15 protein-coding genes are annotated in these 16,199 nt (G+C 69.3%); 11 read left to right on the top strand and 4 right to left on the bottom strand.

The window, feature by feature from the left end; translation table 11 throughout:
* Position 1 precedes the first annotated feature (1 nt).
* From Q0632_RS07440 to Q0632_RS07455, 4 genes are read left to right on the top strand one after another with little or no spacing between them, the layout of a single operon-like run.
* Positions 2–556 carry a HutD family protein gene (locus tag Q0632_RS07440; RefSeq protein WP_298926575.1) on the top strand — a complete coding sequence of 185 codons (555 nt, stop codon included), beginning with the start codon at positions 2–4 and terminating at the stop codon, positions 554–556.
* Positions 553–1,767, top strand: coding sequence for an imidazolonepropionase (gene hutI, locus Q0632_RS07445; RefSeq protein WP_298926578.1), 1,215 nt, complete (start codon positions 553–555; stop codon positions 1,765–1,767). Before Q0632_RS07440 ends, hutI begins: the two co-directional genes overlap by 4 nt.
* Complete coding sequence (gene hutG, locus Q0632_RS07450) at positions 1,764–2,561, top strand: N-formylglutamate deformylase (protein ID WP_298926582.1); 798 nt, start codon at positions 1,764–1,766, stop codon at positions 2,559–2,561. The genes hutI and hutG overlap by 4 nt, the downstream gene beginning before the upstream one ends.
* Positions 2,554–3,909 carry a formimidoylglutamate deiminase gene (locus tag Q0632_RS07455; protein ID WP_298926585.1) on the top strand — a complete coding sequence of 452 codons (1,356 nt, stop codon included), beginning with the start codon at positions 2,554–2,556 and terminating at the stop codon, positions 3,907–3,909. The genes hutG and Q0632_RS07455 overlap by 8 nt, the downstream gene beginning before the upstream one ends.
* On the opposite strand, the gene Q0632_RS07460 is transcribed toward Q0632_RS07455, so the two are convergent.
* The gene (locus tag Q0632_RS07460; protein WP_298926588.1) at positions 3,866–4,897 is read right to left on the bottom strand and encodes an acyltransferase; all 1,032 of its coding nucleotides are present in this window, start codon (positions 4,895–4,897) and stop codon (positions 3,866–3,868) included. The two genes, Q0632_RS07455 and Q0632_RS07460, sit on opposite strands and share 44 nt — an antisense overlap.
* Positions 4,898–5,058: 161 nt before the next feature.
* Here Q0632_RS07460 and Q0632_RS07465 point away from each other — a divergent pair, with 161 nt between their 5' ends.
* From Q0632_RS07465 to Q0632_RS07475, 3 genes are all read left to right on the top strand, one after another.
* On the top strand, positions 5,059–6,945 hold the full coding sequence (locus tag Q0632_RS07465) for an FAD-binding monooxygenase (RefSeq protein ID WP_298926591.1): 1,887 nt from the start codon (positions 5,059–5,061) through the stop codon (positions 6,943–6,945).
* Between the two features lie 57 nt (positions 6,946–7,002).
* On the top strand, positions 7,003–7,959 hold the full coding sequence (locus Q0632_RS07470) for a LysR family transcriptional regulator (protein WP_367181173.1): 957 nt from the start codon (positions 7,003–7,005) through the stop codon (positions 7,957–7,959).
* A 177-nt stretch (positions 7,960–8,136) separates the two neighbouring features.
* The gene (locus Q0632_RS07475) at positions 8,137–9,084 is read left to right on the top strand and encodes an N-carbamoyl-D-amino-acid hydrolase (RefSeq protein WP_298926596.1); all 948 of its coding nucleotides are present in this window, start codon (positions 8,137–8,139) and stop codon (positions 9,082–9,084) included.
* Between the two features lies 1 nt (position 9,085).
* Here the strand turns inward: Q0632_RS07475 and Q0632_RS07480 are convergent, their stop codons facing one another.
* Genes Q0632_RS07480 through Q0632_RS07490 form a run of 3 tightly spaced genes read right to left on the bottom strand, consistent with a single transcriptional unit; the run spans position 9,086 to position 11,837 of the window.
* Complete coding sequence (locus tag Q0632_RS07480; RefSeq protein WP_298926599.1) at positions 9,086–9,718, bottom strand: flavin reductase family protein; 633 nt, start codon at positions 9,716–9,718, stop codon at positions 9,086–9,088.
* A gap of 12 nt (positions 9,719–9,730) precedes the next feature.
* Positions 9,731–11,164, bottom strand: a complete 1,434-nt coding sequence (locus tag Q0632_RS07485) for an FAD-binding oxidoreductase (RefSeq protein WP_298926602.1) — start codon at positions 11,162–11,164, stop codon at positions 9,731–9,733.
* On the bottom strand, positions 11,157–11,837 hold the full coding sequence (locus Q0632_RS07490) for an aspartate/glutamate racemase family protein (RefSeq protein ID WP_298926605.1): 681 nt from the start codon (positions 11,835–11,837) through the stop codon (positions 11,157–11,159). Before Q0632_RS07490 ends, Q0632_RS07485 begins: the two co-directional genes overlap by 8 nt.
* 96 nt (positions 11,838–11,933) lie before the next feature.
* Between Q0632_RS07490 and Q0632_RS07495 the strand changes: the two genes are divergently transcribed.
* The 4 genes from Q0632_RS07495 to hydA all read left to right on the top strand — a co-directional run bounded on the left by Q0632_RS07495 (position 11,934) and on the right by hydA (position 16,159).
* Positions 11,934–12,875: a LysR family transcriptional regulator gene (locus Q0632_RS07495; protein ID WP_298926608.1), complete on the top strand. Its 942-nt coding sequence runs from the start codon at positions 11,934–11,936 to the stop codon at positions 12,873–12,875.
* A 67-nt stretch (positions 12,876–12,942) separates the two neighbouring features.
* Entirely contained in the window at positions 12,943–13,884 is a 942-nt protein-coding gene (locus Q0632_RS07500; RefSeq protein WP_298926611.1) for a dihydrodipicolinate synthase family protein, read from the top strand.
* A gap of 11 nt (positions 13,885–13,895) precedes the next feature.
* Positions 13,896–14,675, top strand: a complete 780-nt coding sequence (locus Q0632_RS07505; protein ID WP_298926614.1) for an SDR family oxidoreductase — start codon at positions 13,896–13,898, stop codon at positions 14,673–14,675.
* Positions 14,675–16,159 carry a dihydropyrimidinase gene (gene hydA, locus Q0632_RS07510; protein ID WP_298926617.1) on the top strand — a complete coding sequence of 495 codons (1,485 nt, stop codon included), beginning with the start codon at positions 14,675–14,677 and terminating at the stop codon, positions 16,157–16,159. The genes Q0632_RS07505 and hydA overlap by 1 nt, the downstream gene beginning before the upstream one ends.
* Positions 16,160–16,199 lie beyond the last annotated feature (40 nt).

Consider the following 16,199-nt stretch of genomic DNA (forward strand, 5'->3'; position numbering starts at 1 on the left):
CATGCGCTGGAATCTTGTTTCCCTGGACAGCGTGCAGCCCACGCCCTGGAAGAACGGCGGCGGCAGCACGCGCGAACTGCTGGCCTGGCCCGGCGCGCAGGATTGGCGCGTGCGCTGCTCGGTGGCCGAGGTGGCGCAGGCTGGGCCTTTCTCGTCCTTTCCCGGCGTGCAGCGCTGGTTTGCCGTGCTGTCGGGCGCCGGCGTGCGCCTGCAGATGGGCGATGTCAGCCATGTGCTCGATGGCGCCAGCCCGCCTCTGGCCTTCGATGGCGGCGCGGCTGTGGATTGCGCCCTGCTCAAGGGGGCGACGCAGGACTTCAACCTCATGGTCCGCGGCGCCTCTGCCCGCATGGAGCGGGTCCGTGGCGGCCGTTTCGGTCCCGTGAATGCTCCTGATCTGATAGCAATCTACGCAGGAAGCACGGGGGCTACAGCGGAATTCGGCAGTGAAACAGCGGCCATCCCGCCGCACACCCTGGCCTGGCGGCGGCTTGTGGCCGGCGGCCAGCTCAAGGTGCTGGGCGAAGATGCGCTGTGGATGGAGGTGAGCCAATGAGCATTGAACTGTGGACCGGTTGCCGCGTTGCCACCATGGCGGCCGAGGCAGTCCAGCCTTACGGCCTGGTCGAGGATGCGGCCATCGCGGTGGAGGGCGAGCGCATTGCCTGGGTGGGCCCGCATGCCGATCTGCCGCAAGAGCTGGCGGACCGCTGCAGCCAGCGCCACGATTGCGGCGGTGCCCTCATCACGCCCGGCCTGATCGACTGCCATACCCACCTGGTCTACGGTGGCGACCGCGCCCATGAATTCGAGCTGCGCCTGAACGGCGCCAGCTACGAGGACATCGCCCGCGCCGGCGGCGGCATTGCCTCCACCGTCGCGGCCACGCGCGCCGCGAGTGAGCAGGATTTGCTGGCGCAGAGCCTGCCACGGCTGCGCGCCCTGCTGGCCGAGGGCGTGACCACGCTGGAAATCAAGTCGGGCTACGGCCTGGCCCTGGAACACGAGCGCAAGTGCCTGCGCGTGGTCCGTGCGCTGGCCCAGCAGGAGGCGGTCGATGTGCGCCCCACCTTCCTGGGCGCCCATGCCTTGCCGCCGGAATTCGCCGGCCAGAGCGATGCCTACATCGCCGCGGTCCTGGAAATGCTGCCCGCCCTGCACGCTGAGGGCTTGGTCGATGCAGTCGACGCGTTTTGCGAGCGCATCGCCTTCAGCACGGCCCAGACCGAGCGTGTCTTCGCCGCCGCCCAGGCCCTGGGCCTGCCGGTCAAGCTCCATGCCGAGCAGCTGTCGGACATGGGCGGCGCCCAACTGGCGGCGCGCTACGCTGCCTTGAGCTGCGACCACCTGGAGTGGCTGAGCGAGGAGGGCGCCCGCGCCATGGCGGCCGCTGGCTCGGTGGCAGTGCTGCTGCCCGGCGCCTTTTACTTCCTGCGCGAGACGCGGCTGCCGCCGATTGCCTTGTTGCGCGAACAGGGCGTGGCCATGGCCGTGAGTACCGATTGCAACCCCGGCAGCTCGCCCTGTACCTCGCTGCTGCTGATGCTCAACATGGCCTGCACCCTGTTTCGCCTGACGCCGCAGGAGGCGCTGGCCGGCGTGACGCGCCATGCGGCCAAGGCCCTGGGCCTGGCCGACCGCGGTGTGCTGGCCGCCGGCCTGCGCGCCGACTTCGCGCTCTGGGGCGTGGACAGTCCAGCCCAGCTGGCCTATGCCATCGGCGCCAATCCCCATCTGCAAACCGTCTTCAAGGGCCAACCGCGATGAGTTTCGACCTTGCCACCGGCAGCGCGCCGCTGCTGATCAGCCTGCCCCATGCCGGCACCGAGATCCCCGACGACAGGCGCGGCGGCTACGTGCCACGCGCACTGGCGGTGGAAGACACGGACTGGCACATGCCCAGGCTGTACGACTTTGCAAGCGAGATTGGCGCCAGCCTGCTGCAGCCGCGCTACTCGCGCTACCTGATTGACCTGAACCGGCCGCCGGACGACGCGCCCATGTACCCCGGTGCCAGCAACACCGAGCTGTGCCCCACGCGCTTTTTCACAGGCGATGCGCTCTACCAGGAGGGCCAGACGCCCGACGCGGCCGAGAAGCTGCGCCGGCGTGAAGCCTACTGGCAGCCCTACCACCAGGCGCTGCAAGGGGAGCTGGCGCGCATCCAGGCGCAGCACGGCTATGCCTTGCTGTGGGACGGCCACAGCATCCGCGCAGAAATTCCCTGGTTGTTCGAGGGCCGCCTGCCCGACCTGAACATCGGCACGGCCAGCGGCACTGCCGCCGATGCCAGCATTGCCGACGCGGTGGTGGCTGCGGCCGCGCGCCATCCGCAGTTCAGCCATGTGCTCAACGGCCGCTTCAAGGGCGGCTACATCACGCGCCGCTACGGCCAGCCGGCGCAGCGGGTCCATGCCGTGCAGCTGGAGATGGTGCAGGCCGTCTACATGCGCGAAGCGCCGCCCTACGACTGGCAGCCGCAGCTGGCGGCCCAGGTGCAGCCGGTGGTGCGGGCGATGGTCGAGGCCGCGCTGGCGGCCGGCAAGGCGCTGTATGCCTGAGTTCTTTGCAGAGCAAGCCTGGGTGGGCGGCGGCTGGCGCCGCGATGTGCTGCTGCGCACAGGCTCCGATGGGCTTTGGTCCTCGGTCGAATGCGAGGTCCCGGCGGCGCAGCGCGGGTCCGCGCAAGTGCTGCCAGGTCCTGTGCTGCCCGGCCTGGTCAACGCCCACAGCCACGCCTTCCAGCGCGCCATCGCCGGCATGACCGAGCGCGCAGGCGCGGGGGAGGATGACTTCTGGCGCTGGCGCGACCGCATGTACAGCGCGGCCCTGCGCATCACGCCGCAGCAGCTCGAAGCCGTCGCCGCCTTCCTCTACGCCGAACTGCTGCAAGCAGGCACGACCCAGGTCTGCGAGTTCCACTACCTGCACAACGGCGTCGATGGCAAGCCCTATGCCGATGCAGCCGAGATGTCGCTGGCTCTGGTGCGCGCCGCGCAGCGCGTGGGCATGGGCCTGACCCTGCTGCCCACGCTCTACATGCGCTCTGGCTTCCAGGCCACGGGCCTGCGCGAAGACCAGCGGCGCTTTGCTTCCACGCCCGAATCCGTGCTGCGCATCGCCGAAACGGTGGCGCGGCAGGCCGGCGGCCTGGTGCGTGCCGGCGTTGCCCTGCATTCGCTGCGTGCCGTCGATGCGGCGGCCTTGAACGAGGTGGCTGTGGCCGCCAAGGGCAAGCTGCCTGTCCACATCCACATCGCCGAACAGCAGCAGGAGGTGGCGGACTGCATCGCCGCCACCGGCCTGCGGCCCATGGAGTGGCTGCTGCAAAACGCTGCTGTGGACCCAGGCTGGAACCTGGTCCATGCCACCCAGTCCACGCCGGCCGAACTGCAGGGCGTGGCGAAGGCCGGTGCGTCCATCGTCATCTGCCCGAGCACTGAAGCGAATCTGGGCGATGGCGTGTTCGACCTGCCGGGATGGTTAGGGCAGGGCGGCCGCTGGTCGATCGGCTCGGACAGCCATGTGGCGCGCGACTGGTGCGAGGAGTTGCGCCTGCTGGAGTATTCGCAGCGGCTGGCCCTGCGCCAGCGCAACATCGCCGCCCGCCATGCGCAGCAGGAAAGCACGGCGGCCGTATTGTTCGAGGGCGCGCTGCAGGGCGGCACGGCGGCCGCCGGCGCGCCGCTGGCCGGCCTGGCCCCGGGCCAGCGCGCCGACTTCATGGTGCTGGACGCCGATGCGCCAGCCCTGGCCGGTGTCCCCCATGATCACGTGCTGGATGCGCTGCTGTTCTCCAGCCCGGGCGCGCGGCCGCTGGAGGTTTATGTGGCGGGGAGGAGGACCGCGGCCAGGCAAGCGCAAGTCACGGCGGCGTTCCGGGAGGCGATGCAGGGGCTTTGGGCTTGAGGTCGGGCCGCAGCGGTGCGCCCATCCAGCGTTGCAGGGCGACACCGGCCGCCAGGCTGGCGGTCCAGCAGCCGACCAGCATGCTCCAGGCGGCGGGCGTGCTGTCCAGGTCCAGCCGTAGCCACAGCGCCGTCGCCGCGACGATCACTGCGTAATGGACCAGGAACACACCGTACGAGGCGTCACTCCAGAACGCCAGCATGCCGGCGCCGCGACCTCCTTGCCGCGCACGCGAGGCCCACAGCACCAACGCGAGGGCAGTCAGCGCAGCGAGCGCGACGCGCGGCTGCCCTTGCAGGCTGGCCCAGAGCAGATGCAGCACGCAGACGCTGCCGAACAACCAGGCCATGGTTCGCGTCTGGCGGGCCGAGGCCGCCAGCGCGCCGAGCCCATAGGCGGTGAAAAAGTAGGGGGCCCAGGCATCGAAGCTGGCATCGCGGTTGAAGCACGCCAGCGACGCCAGCGTCAGCGCCGTCACTGCCCAGGTCAGGGCGCCGCGCGGCAGCCAGGCGGCGCCAATCGCCAGCAGCGCGTACAGCTGGAAGTCGATCGCCACGTACCAGGCGCCGGCGGACAGAGAGGGGATGCCCAGCACGTCTTGCAGCAGCAGCAGATGGGCGACGAACTGGCCTGGCGTCGGCCATGGTGTGACCCAGTCGGGCCAGCGGTCCTGCGGCAGCAGCGCAGTTGCCGCGAGTACGGCCAACAATGCCACGGCCAGCATCGGCACCAGGCGCATGTAGCGTGCCAGCAAGGCGCGCGGCAGGCTGGGGACGCCGCGGGACAGGCCCTGCATGGCGAAGAAGCCACCGACCACCAGGAAGATCTGGACGACGTAGCGCGCTTCGTCGACCAGGAAGCCCTGCAACCACGGCCAGGCGGGCGCCACCCTGTCGGCCATCGGCGTGTACAGCACGATGTGATGCAGCACGATGAGCTGCGAGGCGAGTACCTTGAGTCCATCGATGAGTGCCGAGCGCTGTGCCATGCCCTTACTCTAACGGAGGCACGAAGCGGCGCGGCACGGCCCTGCTGGGCGGCGCCATGCAGCTGCCGCGCAGAGTCCTGCGGCTTGCCAGGCGTCGATTTGATAAGTATGCTTATTAAAAATCCGCCGGCATCGAGTGCCGGCCACCGACGGAGACAAGCATGCAATTCCACCTCAACGGCTTCCAGCCCGGAGACCCCCGCGTCGCCAACGCCGACCCGGCGGCGCTGCCGCAGGGCGATGCGGTGCCGGACATGGTCGATGTGCTGATCGTCGGCTGCGGGCCCGCCGGCCTGACGCTGGCGGCGCAGCTGGCTGCCTTCCCCGACATCCGCACTTGCATCGTCGAGCAAAAGGACGGTCCGCTGCAACTGGGCCAGGCCGACGGCATCGCCTGCCGCACCATGGAGATGTTCGAGGCCTTCGAGTTCAGCGAGAACGTGCTGCGCGAGGCGTGCTGGATCAACGAGGTGACCTTCTGGAAGCCCGACGGCCAGCGCCCCGATGCCATCGTGCGCCACGGCCGCGTGCAGGACACGGAGGACGGACTCTCGGAGTTCCCCCATGTGGTGCTCAACCAGGCGCGCATCCATGACTTCTACCTGGAGCGCATGCGCAATGCGCCGTTCCGCCTCGAACCGCACTATGGGCGCAAGCTGCTGGACGTGACGGTCGGTGCTGCCGGCGGTGACCATCCCGTCAGTGTGCGGCTGGAGCGCGCGGATGGCCGCCAGGAGACGGTCAAGGCGCGCTATGTGGTGGGCTGCGACGGCGCGCGCAGCGTGGTGCGCAAGTCCATAGCCCGGCAACTGCAGGGGGACTCAGCCAACCAGGCTTGGGGCGTGATGGACATGCTGGCCGTGACCGACTTCCCGGACATCCGCTACAAGGCCGCCGTGCAGTCGGCCCAAGGCAATCTCCTGGTCATCCCGCGCGAGGGCGGCTACCTGGTGCGCCTGTACGTGGAGATGGACAAGCTGGGCGATGAGGAGCGCGTCGCCAGCCGCGGTATCACGGTCGATCACCTCATCGCCACAGCGCAGCGCATCCTGCACCCCTACACGCTGGACGTGAAGGAAGTGCCCTGGTGGTCGGTCTACGAGATCGGCCAGCGCATCTGCGACAAGTACGACGACGTGCCTGCGGGGCAAGAGGGCGCGCGTCTGCCGCGCGTCTTCATCGCCGGTGACGCCTGCCACACGCACAGCCCGAAGGCGGGGCAGGGCATGAACTTCTCCATGCAGGACAGCTTCAACCTGGGCTGGAAGCTGGCGGCCGTGCTGCGCGGCCAATGCGCACCGCAGCTGCTGCACAGCTATTCGGCCGAACGCCAGGTCGTGGCCCAGGAGCTGATCGACTTCGACCGCGAGTGGGCCAAGATGTTCAGCGACCGGCCCAAGGAAGGTGGAACCGGTGGGGTGGACCCGAAAGAGTTCCAGAGCTATTTCCAGCGGCACGGCCGCTTCACCGCCGGCGTGGGTACGCAGTACCAGGCCTCGGCGCTCACCGGGCCGACCAGCCACCAGCAACTGGCCACAGGCTTTGCCATCGGCACGCGCTTCCATTCGGCGCCGGTGGTGCGCATCGCCGATGCCCGGCCGGTGCAGCTGGGCCACGCCGGCAAGGCCGACGGCCGCTGGCGCCTCTATGCCTTTGCCGGCGAGCAGCACGACGGCCTGCGTGCGCTCTGCCAGTTCCTGGCGGAATCGCCGCAATCGCCGCTGCGCAGCCACACCCCGCCCGGCCAGGACAGCGATGCGGTGTTCGACCTGCGCGCCGTCTTCCAGCAAAGCCACCAGGCCCTGGCCATCGAGTCCATGCCGGACCTGTTGTTACCGCGCAAGGGCCGTCTGGGCCTGCGCGACTACGAGAAGGTCTTCAGCCCCGATTTGAAGAACGGTCCCGACATTTTCGACCTGCGCGGTGTCGACCGCGCCCAGGGTGCGCTGGTGGTGGTGCGGCCCGACCAGTACGTGGCCCATGTGTTGCCGCTGGACGCCCACCAGGCGCTGGCGGATTTTTTTGCCGGCTTCATGCTGGCGCGCTGAGCCTGCAGCTGCGAGCTGCGTGGACAATAAGCGCACTGCCATGTGCAAGGGAGCATCGTGAGCTTGGAAGACCACTGGCCGGCCGGTCAGGACGAGGGCGGCGGCGGCCCGCGCCGCGGCCTCAACTTGCGGCAGATCGAGGTGTTCCGCGCCATCATGCTGGCGGGCTCCGTCAGCGGCGCTGGCCGGATGCTCCACGTGTCGCAGCCGGCCATCAGCCGGATGCTGGCGCTCAGCGAGGACAGGCTGGGCTTCAAGCTCTTCGAGCGGCAGCGCAGCGGGCTGCTCCCGACGGCGGAAGCGCGCCGGCTGTTCGCCGAGGTGGAGGGCCTGTACCGCGGTGTCGAGCGTGTCAACGACCTGGCGCGCAACCTGGCGCGCAGCGGCGCAGGCAGCCTGCGCATCGTGGCCAGCGCCAGCTACGGCGAGCGGTTGATCCCGATGGCTCTGCAAAGGCTGCTGCCCCGCAACCCGGGCGCGCGCGTGTCCCTGCGCAACGTCACCCATGACGAGCTGACGGCGCGCTTCCTCAGCGGCGAGGCCGACATCGCCATCTCCATGATGGCGCCAGACCACGCCAATCTGAAATCGGAGGAGCTCGGCCGCGACGCATTGGTCTGCCTGCTGCCAGCCTCGCATCCGCTCGCGCGCAGGAAGTCGCTGCAACCGCAGGACTTGGCCGGCACGGCGTGGGTGGGCTATGCCGCCGACACGCCACTGGGGCGCGTGCTGGCCGGATGGATGGGCCAGGAGGCCGCGGCCAGTGCCGACATCGAGGTTCATTCGCCGGCCCTGGCGATCGCGCTCGCCCAGCAAGGCCTGGGGGCGGCGCTGGTGGTGGGCTGGAGCCTGCCGCCGGCGCTCGCCGAAGGCATGGTGCTGCGGACGCTGGAGCCGCCGGCCTCGGCCGGCATCTGGGCGGTGTCCTCGCGTACCGAGCCGCTGTCGGTGCTGGCCAGGCGCTTCCTGACGGCGCTGGGCCACGCTCTTGCCGCCGGCCCCCATCAAATTTGAGCGGTCGGCCATAACGCGCAGGCCTGGTGCGAGCGCCTCGCGCGCAACGCGCAGCGAGCACCGGCGCGCTCTGCCGGCCGGTTCGCGGCCCGCTGCCGCCGACCACGGCAGGGCCCGCCCTGGCGTGCGCGGCAGGCATCATGGCGCGATCGCTCAAGCACGAGCGCGGAGAACAGAATGAGCAGCAACAAATTGGGACTGGCGGTGGCCCAGATGGGGCCTGTGCACCTGTCGGACAGCCGCGCGGCGGTGGTCGCCCGGCTGGTGGAGATGATGCGCGAAGCCAAAGGCCGCGGCGCCAGGCTGGTGGTGTTCCCCGAACTGGCGCTGACCACCTTCTTCCCGCGCTACTGGATGAGCGAAGAAGAGGCCAGGTCGCGCTTCTTCGAGCCGGCCATGCCCAACCCCCAGGTGCAGCCGTTGTTCAACGAGGCGAAGAAGCTGGGCATAGGCTTTTACCTGGGCTACGCCGAGATCAGCCCGGAAGGCCGACCGTACAACACGGCAATTCTGGTCGACCCGCAGGCCAACATCGTCGGGCGCTACCGCAAAGTCCACCTGCCAGGCCACAGCGACCACAAGCCCGATGCGCCGTTCCAGCACCTGGAAAAGAAGTTCTTCGATGTCGGCGACAAGCCCTGGGGCGTGTGGAACACCATGGGCGCCAACATCGGCATGGCCCTGTGCAACGACCGCCGCTGGCCCGAGACCTGGCGCGTGATGTCGCTGCAGAGCGCCGAAGTGATCGTGCTGGGCTACAACACGCCGTCGCACAACATCCACTGGGACGAGCCTGTGCACCTGCGGATGCATTCCCACCTGATCACACTGCAAGCCAGCGCCTACCAGAACGCGGTCTGGGCTGCGGCGGCCGCCAAATGCGGGCGCGAGGATGGCTTCCACATGATCGGCGGCTCGGTGATCGTTTCGCCCACCGGCGAGATCGCGGCCCAGGCCATGACCGAGGACGACGAGGTGATCGCCGTCAACGCCGACCTCGACATTGGCGTCGCCTTCCGCAAAAACGTGTTCGACTTCGCCCGCCATCGGCGGCCCGAGCACTACCAGCTGATTGTCGAACGCACCGGCCCCGGCGAGCCGTTGCCGCAACCGCAGCAGCCTTGAGTCAGCGCCGCGTCGCCAGCCACTGCGCGTAGCCCGGCACCTGCATCTCGAAACGGTCCCGGGTGCGAATGTAGAACCGCCCGTGCAGACGGCCCACCGGCCGGTAGGCCTCGGTGTCGATGTGCAGCGTGGCCGGGTCGAGCAGGCCGTCGCGCACATGCATCACCAGCACCTTGCCGATCGCGATGTGGCGCCCCGGGCTCAGCTGCAGCAGCGCGATGCGCTCGCACTCGAAAGCCACAGGCGCTGCCACGATGCGGCTGGGCCGCACCGTGCTGGAAGAGGTCAGCTCCAGTCCGGCATGCAGCGCCTCACTCTGGCCTTCGGGGAAGTCGATGGCGCAGACATTCATTGCGCCGGCCAGGGCCTCGTCGACCATGTGCACCACAAACTGGCCGTTGGCGGCGATGTTGGCCGTGGTGTGCTTGGGCCCGCCGCCGTCGCGGCGCTGCTCCAGCCCCAGGACCAGCACCGGCGGGTTCTCGCCCATCACGTTGAAGAAGCTGAAGGGCGCGGCGTTGTCACCATGCGACTGCGACCAGGTCGTGACCAGCGCGATCGGGCGCGGCACGATCGTCGCGGAAAGAAGCTTGTACTGGTCGGCAGGCGCCAGCGCGTTGATGTCGATCTTCATGCGCGGCAGGCCTCAGAGCAGCTTGCCGGGATTCATGATCAGGTTGGGGTCCAGGGCCCGCTTGATGGCCATCATCATTTCCATCTCCAGCGGGTCCTTGTAGTGGCGCAGCTCGTCGCGCCGCAACTGGCCGACGCCGTGCTCGGCACTGATGCTGCCGTTGAAGGCCGCCACCCTGTCATGCACAGCGCGGTTGAGCAGCACCGTGGCCGCCTTGACGGCCTCCGGCGCCAGGCCGGCCGGCAGCAGGACGTTGTAGTGCAGGTTGCCGTCGCCCAGGTGGCCGAAGTTGATCACCCGCGCCGCCAGGCCACTGGCGGCCGCCGCATCCCGCACCGCGGCGCCGGCCTCGGCAACGAAGGCGGGCAGGGCGGAGATCGGCAGCGCGATGTCGTGCTTGACCACCGGTCCGGCGCGCACCTGGGCCTGCGAGATCCCCTCGCGCAGTTTCCAGAAGGCCTGGGCCTGGGCCTGGCTGGCGGCAACCACCGCCCCATCGCCGATCAAGCCGTCCTCCATCGCCTGCGCCAGGGCTTGTTCCAGCATGTCCTGCAGGCCGTGCGGCGCGGTGTCCCCCAGTTCCACCAGCGCATGGAAGGGGCTGGCACCGGCCATCGGCGCCCGTGTGTCCGTCACGTGTTGCAGAACCAGGTCGAGCGCATCTTGCGACAGCATCTCGAAAGCCAGCAGCCGCTCGCCGCAAGCCGCCCGCAGCCTCTCGAGCAGAGCGACCAGTTGCTGCAGGTCGCTTGCGCCCACCCAAGCGGTGGCGCGCGCGCTCACTTGCGGGAACAGCTTGAGCACGGCACCGGTGATGATGCCCAGCGTTCCCTCGGAGCCGACAAACAGGCCGCGCAGGTCGTAGCCGGTGTTGTCCTTGCGCAGTCCGCGCAGGCCGTCCCAGATGCGGCCATCGGGCAGCACCACTTCCAGTCCCAGCACCAGGTCGCGCATGTTGCCGTAGCGAAGGACGGCGATGCCGCCGGCGTTGGTGGCCAGGTTGCCGCCGATGGTGCAGCTGCCTTCGGCGCCCAGACTCAGCGGAAAGAAGCGACCGGCCTGCCTGGCGGCGTCCTGCGCATGGGCCAGGATGACGCCGGCGTCGACCGTCAGCGTGTTGTTCAGCGGATCGATGGCCCGCACCCTGTTCATGCGCGTGGTGGAGACGATCACCTGGGCGCCGCTGGCATCGGGCGTGGCGCCGCCGCTCATGCCGGTGTTGCCGCCCTGGGTGACGATGGGCGTGTGGGCGGCGCGGCAGATGCGCACCACGGCCGCCGTCTCGGTGGTGTCGGCGGGCCGGACCACGACGGGCACCCGGCCCTGCCACTTGCCCAGCCAGTCCCGGGTGTAGCCGGCCTGTTGCTGCGCGTCGGTGACCACGCCCTCGGCCCCCACCGCCTCGCGCAAGCGGCGCACAAGCAGCTCGGTGTTGGTGTCAGCCACGCCTGGCCTTTTCCCAATCGAGCTGGACCCGGCCGATCGCCATCGCCGCCGCCGCCTGACTGGGCTCGACCACCGGCAGGCCGATCGCGTCCTGCAAGGCGTCGCGGTAGGCCGCCATGCCGGCGCAGCCCATCACAACGACGTCGGCGCCGTGCGCATCGCGCAGCCGCCGGCCGGTGGCGATCATGCGTCCCAGCGTCCGCTCGCGGTCGCCCAGTTCGCTGACCTGCAGGCCGATGGCCAGTTCGCCGGCGAAACGGTCGCCCAGCCCCATGGCACCGTAAGTGCGCAGGTGACGCGGGATCGACCCCGGCAGGATGGCGATGACGCCGAAACGCTGGCCCAGTGTCAGCGCGGTGAGCAGCCCGCATTCGCTGATGCCCAGCACCGGGACCCCCGGCAAGCCTTCCCGCACCAGGTGCAGGCCGGGATCGCTGAAACATGCGATCACCACCGCGGCCGCACGCGGCTGCAGCGAAGTCGCCAGCTGCAGCAGCGGCAGCGCAACCGACTCGACATCGCGCTGGCTCTGGATGCCGGGCGGCCCGGACTCCAGCGTCAGGCACTCGATCGCCGGACCACCAGGCAGGCGCAGCGGCGCCATGGCAGCATCGATGCCGGCGGTGACGGCGCGGCTGCTGTTGGGGTTGATGACGTAGATGGTTGGCTGCATGGGCCGACTCTAGGCCGCCGGCCGGGGCACGCAAATTGCTCATTCGTTGGCAGCCCTTAACCTCCTGTTAAGGGCGCCGACCCGCCAGGAGCCCGGATGACGCTGAACCTGCGCCAGATCGAAATCTTTCGCGCCGTGATGACCACCGGCTCGATCAGCGGCGCCTCGCAACTCCTGTTCGTGTCGCAGCCGGCAGTGAGCAGGCTGCTCTCGCATACCGAGCAGCGGGTGGGCTTTGCCCTGTTCGAACGGATCAAGGGCCGGCTCTACGCCACCCCGGAAGCCAGGAAGCTGTTCCACGAGGTCGAGGCGGTCTACCAGGCGGTGCAGCGGGTCAACGATCTTGCCGGCGACCTTGCCAAGAACCGCTCAGGCATCCTCAACGTCGTCTCCAGCCCCAGCGTGGGCCAGATGCTGATCCCTGAGGCGCTGGCGCTGTTCCGCGCCAGCCATCCGGACGTCAAGCTCAGCTTCCAGTGCCTGAGCTACGAGCACCTGAAGGCGCGGCTGCTGCATCGCCAGGCCGACCTGGGCATGATCATCCTGCCGATGGAGCACCCCAACCTGGAGACGACGCCGCTGTGCCGCAACCGGCTGGTGTGTATCCTGCCGTACAACCACGAGCTGACGCGGCGCGCCACGCTCACCCTGGCCGATCTGCGGCAGTTCCCGCTGATCGGCTACGAGAAGAGCACGCCGCTGGGCAGCATGGTGGAGCGCATGTACCAGGAAGCCGACGAGCCGATGGCCGTGGCCATCGAGGTCGGCTCGCCGCAGAACGCCTGCTCCCTGGTGCAGATGGGCGCCGGCGTGGCCCTGGTCGACGAATTCTCCGTGCGCAGCTGGTCGGCGAGCAGCCATCTGGTGGTGCGGCCTGTGGTGAATGCACCAATCCTGGAGGCCAGCCTGGTGCACATGCGCTTCGAGCCGCCCTCGCAGCTGACCCAGGCCTTCATCGCCCAGCTGCGCCAGCTGGTGCGCGAGCAGGGCTTTGGCATGGCAGAGGAGCCGGAGCCTGTGGTGCTGGCTACGGCTTAACAGCAGGTTATACGTTGCGCACAAATCGGCAGGCGACAGCGGGCCAGCGGTTCACAACAATCTGCTGATGCAAACGACCACATCTTCGCCCGCCGACGGCCTCGCAGCCAGCGGGGTCTACACCATCTGCCCCACACCCTTCGCCGCCGGCGGCGCACTCGATCTGGCCAGCATCGCGCCGCTGGTGGACTTCCAGGTGGCGGCCGGGGTGAGCGGGCTGGCGATCCTGGGCTTCCTCGGTGAAGCCCACAAGCTGTCCAACGCAGAGCGGCGGGACGTGGTCGCGGCCTTCGTGGCGGCCGCGGCGGGCCGGGTCCCGGTCTGGGTCGGCGTGCGGGCGCTGGGCATCGCCGGCACCATCGAGCAGGCGCGCGAGGCGGCCGACCTGGGTGCCAGGGCGGTGTTCGCCGCGCCGCTGGACAATGCCTCGGACGCGGTGCAGTTCGACTATTACCAGGCGTTGGCCGTCGCCCTGCCGATCCCGGTCGTAATCCACGACTTCCCGGCCTCCTTCGGCACCGAGATATCGGCCGAATTGGTCGCCCGGCTGGGCCGCGAAGGCGGGGTCGGCATGATCAAGATGGAGGAGCCCCCTGTCGGCCCCAAGATCAGCCGCATCCGCGAACTGGCGGGCGAGCGCATGCGCATCTTCGGCGGGCTGGGCGGCGTGTACTTCCTGGAGGAGCTGCAGCGGGGCGCCGTCGGCACCATGACCGGCTTCGCCTATCCCGAGATCCTGGTGCGCATCTACCGCCAGTTCGCGCAAGGCGACGAAGCCGGGGCTGCCGCAACCTTTGACCGCTATTGCCCGTTGATCCGCTACGAATTCCAGCCCAAGCTGGGGCTGGCGCTGCGCAAATACATCTACATGCGACGCGGCCTGATCGCCAGCGACGCGATCCGCGCGCCCGGCATGCGCATCGACCCGGCCAGCATCCGGGAACTCGAGGCGACCATCGAACGGGTGGGCCTGTCCATCACCGCCGGCTCGCCGCTGGCGATCCGCTGAGCGGGACCAAGATGGACCTGGGCCTGCAAGGACGCAACGCGCTGGTGTGCGCATCGAGCAAGGGCCTGGGCCGCGCCTGCGCCCAGGCGCTGGCGCGGGAAGGTGTGGCCGTCACGATGGTGGCACGCGGCAGCGAGGCGCTGGAGCAGGCGGCCGCCGAGATCCGGCGCGCCACCGGCGCACGGATCACGACGGTGGCCGCTGACATCACCAGCCAGGAAGGGCAGGCCGCCGCGCTGGCCGCCTGCCCCGCAGCCGACATCCTCGTCACCAATGCAGGTGGGCCCAAGCCGGGCGACTTCCGCGACTGGAGTCGGGACGACTGGATCGCGGCGCTCGACGCCAACATGCTGACCCCCATTGCGCTGATCCGCGCCAGCATCGACGGCATGATCAGCCGCCGGTTCGGCCGCATCGTCAACATCACGTCGGCCGCCGTCAAGGCGCCGATCGACATCCTGGGGCTGTCCAACGGCGCCCGCTCCGGTCTCACAGGCTTTTGCGCCGGCCTGGCACGCAAGGTCGTCGCGCACAACGTCACCATCAACAACCTGCTGCCCGGGCCCTTCGAGACCGACCGCCTGCTGGAGACCGCGCGCCAGTGGTCGCGCCAGACCGGCAAGAGCCAGGAGACGGTGCTGGCCGAACGCCGCGCCGCCAACCCCGCGGGCCGCTTCGGTTCGCCGGCCGAATTCGGCGACGCCTGCGCCTGGTTGTGCAGCGCCCAGGCCGGTTACATGACGGGCCAGAACCTGCTGCTCGATGGCGGCAACTACCCGGGGACCTTCTGATGGCCACAACGCCCTTCGACATCACCGTGCGGGGTGGCCGCATCGCCACCGACCGCGAGGAGCTGCGGGCCGACATCGGCATCCGCGGCGGCGTCATCTGCGCCATCGAGGACAAGCTGCCGGCAGGTCTGCAGGACATCGATGCCGCCGGCCGCTGGGTGCTGCCCGGCGGCATCGACAGCCACGTGCACATCGAGCAGCTGTCGGGCATGGGCAAGATGAGCGCCGACGACTTCTATTCGGGCACGGTGTCGGCGGCCTTCGGCGGCACGACCACCATCATCCCGTTCGCCGCCCAGCATCGCGGCAAGCGCATCCCCGAGGTGGTGGCCGACTACGCGCAACGGGCCCGCGAGAAGGCGGTCATCGACTACGGCTTCCATCTGATCCTGGCCAACCCGGACGAGGAGGCGCTGGGGCACGAGCTGCCGCAGGCCATCCGCGACGGCATCACCTCGGTCAAGGTGTACATGACCTACGACCCGCTCAAGCTGGATGACTACCAGCTGCTCGACGTGCTGGCGCTGGCCGGGCGCGAGGGCGCGCTGGTGATGGTCCATGCCGAAAACCACGACATGATCCGCTGGATCGCACAACGCCTGCTTGCCCGCGGCCATACGGCGCCCAAATTCCACGCCGTGGCACACGATGCGCTCGCCGAATCGGAGGCCGGACACCGCGCCATCGCGCTGTCGCGCCTGATCGACGTGCCGGTGTTGCTGGTGCACGTGGCTGGGGCCGAAACCGTCGAACTGGTGCGCTCGGCCCAGCGCCTGGGCAGCAAGGTGTACGCGGAGAGTTGCCCGCAGTATCTGTTCCTCACCGCCGACGACATCGACGCGCCCGGCATGGAAGGCGCCAAGTTCTGCTGCAGCCCGCCGCCGCGCGACCCCCGCTCGCAGGAGGCCGTGTGGGCTGGCCTGAAGGACGGCACGCTGGGGCTGTATTCCTCCGACCATGCGCCCTACCGCTTCGACGCCAGCGGCAAGCTGCCGCGCGGCGACGCCACCACGTTCAAGGAGATGGCCAACGGCGTGCCGGGCATCGAGCTGCGCATGCCGCTGCTGTTCTCCGAGGGCGTGATGGGGGGGCGGCTGACGATCAACGAATTCGTCGCCGTGACCGCGACCAACCATGCCCGCATGTACGGGCTGGCGCACTGCAAGGGCAATCTCGCCGTCGGTCTCGACGCCGACCTGGCGCTGTGGAACCCGGAGCGTGAAGTCACCGTCGGCACGGCCATGCTGCACGACGCAGTGGGCTACACGCCGTACGAAGGCAAACGCCTGCGCGGCTGGCCCGAGCTGGTGATGAGCCGTGGCCGTGTGGTGGTGCGCGACAACGCGCTGCAGGTGGCACGCGGTTCCGGCCGCTACATCCCGCGCCGCAGTCCCGACGCCGTCCTGCCGCCGGCCGGCACGGCTCCTGCATCCCGGCTGCCCGCCATGCTCGGCCTGCAAGGCAAGGCCTGGCCGACGCTCTGATCCAGATGACCTGTTTCTCTTCTTCCAACCACCGGAGCTT

It is taken from the genome of uncultured Ramlibacter sp. (genome assembly GCF_936925435.1).
Classification (GTDB): Bacteria; Pseudomonadota; Gammaproteobacteria; order Burkholderiales; family Burkholderiaceae_C; genus Ramlibacter.

Coding starts and splice junctions, on each gene's coding strand:
- Q0632_RS07475 (WP_298926596.1), top strand. CDS start 8,137: ATGAGCAGCAACAAATTGGGACTGGCGGTGGCCCAGATGGGGCCTGTG.
- Q0632_RS07455 (WP_298926585.1), top strand. CDS start 2,554: ATGCCTGAGTTCTTTGCAGAGCAAGCCTGGGTGGGCGGCGGCTGGCGC.
- Q0632_RS07480 (WP_298926599.1), bottom strand. CDS start 9,718: ATGAAGATCGACATCAACGCGCTGGCGCCTGCCGACCAGTACAAGCTT.
- Q0632_RS07500 (WP_298926611.1), top strand. CDS start 12,943: ATGCAAACGACCACATCTTCGCCCGCCGACGGCCTCGCAGCCAGCGGG.
- hydA (WP_298926617.1), top strand. CDS start 14,675: ATGGCCACAACGCCCTTCGACATCACCGTGCGGGGTGGCCGCATCGCC.
- Q0632_RS07460 (WP_298926588.1), bottom strand. CDS start 4,897: ATGGCACAGCGCTCGGCACTCATCGATGGACTCAAGGTACTCGCCTCG.
- hutG (WP_298926582.1), top strand. CDS start 1,764: ATGAGTTTCGACCTTGCCACCGGCAGCGCGCCGCTGCTGATCAGCCTG.
- Q0632_RS07465 (WP_298926591.1), top strand. CDS start 5,059: ATGCAATTCCACCTCAACGGCTTCCAGCCCGGAGACCCCCGCGTCGCC.
- Q0632_RS07440 (WP_298926575.1), top strand. CDS start 2: ATGCGCTGGAATCTTGTTTCCCTGGACAGCGTGCAGCCCACGCCCTGG.
- Q0632_RS07490 (WP_298926605.1), bottom strand. CDS start 11,837: ATGCAGCCAACCATCTACGTCATCAACCCCAACAGCAGCCGCGCCGTC.
- hutI (WP_298926578.1), top strand. CDS start 553: ATGAGCATTGAACTGTGGACCGGTTGCCGCGTTGCCACCATGGCGGCC.
- Q0632_RS07495 (WP_298926608.1), top strand. CDS start 11,934: ATGACGCTGAACCTGCGCCAGATCGAAATCTTTCGCGCCGTGATGACC.
- Q0632_RS07505 (WP_298926614.1), top strand. CDS start 13,896: ATGGACCTGGGCCTGCAAGGACGCAACGCGCTGGTGTGCGCATCGAGC.